The organism is Paenibacillus sp. 01T424 (genome assembly GCF_056398745.1).
Map to the genome: position 1 here is coordinate 1 of NZ_JBFTPZ010000109.1, position 1,152 is coordinate 1,152.

The 1,152-nt window shown below is 42.2% G+C and carries 1 protein-coding gene and 1 pseudogene; both read left to right on the forward strand.

Translation table 11 applies throughout. The features are described 5' to 3' along the window. A pseudogene (locus tag AC1DPK_RS34120) lies at window positions 1–222 on the forward strand (hypothetical protein); the annotation flags it as partial. Between the two features lie 159 nt (window positions 223–381). Next, entirely contained in the window at window positions 382–972 is a 591-nt protein-coding gene (locus tag AC1DPK_RS34125; RefSeq protein WP_477513026.1) for a VanZ family protein, read from the forward strand. The last annotated feature ends 180 nt before the right edge of the window (window positions 973–1,152 follow it).

Sequence of the window (1,152 nt, forward strand, 5' to 3'; positions counted from 1 at the left end):
ACCGGCCCTTCGGAGAATAAATCATTACCGGATCTTATCCCCTGGCTGCAAATCATTCAAGCGAAAGTGCTTTCATCTCATGAGGTTGGGCTCATGATTTCTACTAAAAATCCACCAGTCTCTACCTTACAACTTCATTTTAAGCTGGATGAACAGCTGGTAGCCAAGGATACTGTATCAGCGGTTAATGCCATTGTGTTGGCTCATAAAATGTTCGTTTAACTGCAATGACTTCGACCTCAATCTGGATTGGCAGCTTCGTTGCACTAACGGGCAGTTTAGAGTATCATTCGGACTTACTTTAACTTTCGGCGAAGGTAAATACTGTAAGTGTGGCGAATTAAGTCTAAGAAATTTCTTAGATTGGAAGGAGTACGAGGGATGCTTGACACCAGCTTTGCCTTTATTACAATAGTCGTGATAGGAGTACCAATTCTCATCATCTTTAACCTGCTCTTCAAAAAACGATTTATCTTCCATGTTGTCAGTATATTGGCTTTGATTTACGGGGGCGCGGTTATTTCAGTGACGTTCTTTCCCATGCCTATTGACCAGCAGCTAATTGCGGATATGAAAACAAACGGTGTTGTCCTTTCTTATAACCTCATTCCGTTTAAGAGTATTTCCGGCTCGCTCAATCATTATTATTATATGGTCGGTATTCGAAATGTCTTGGGAAATCTTCTTTTGCTGCTTCCTTTTGGTATACTCTTGGGGATTATGAAGGTCAAAACGGTGGGGAGAGCATTCCTATACGGACTATCGGTGTCTCTCGCAATTGAAATGATCCAGTTGACCATATCACTTCTTTCCCTCGGTACAAGGTCAGTCGATGTAGATGATTTGATTTTAAACAGCGCGGGGACACTAATCGGATTCTTATTATACCGAGTAGTTTATCAGATCCTAAGGAACATAAAGCGCACGACCGTTAAGGATAAATCATTAAGTAATAACTGGAGTGTGCTTTAGAGGATCAGGTCGTTAAGCTCCCTTGGTACGWTATAATTTTCTCACGAATGCTCGCTTATTCGCAGGATTTCGCCCGGATAGTAAGGGGGGGAAGACATGAAGGGAATACCCTGTTAGACTTCGGTAACATGAAGGCGCACGGGAATAGAGGAGGGATATAACCGTCCTATATACTTCCAT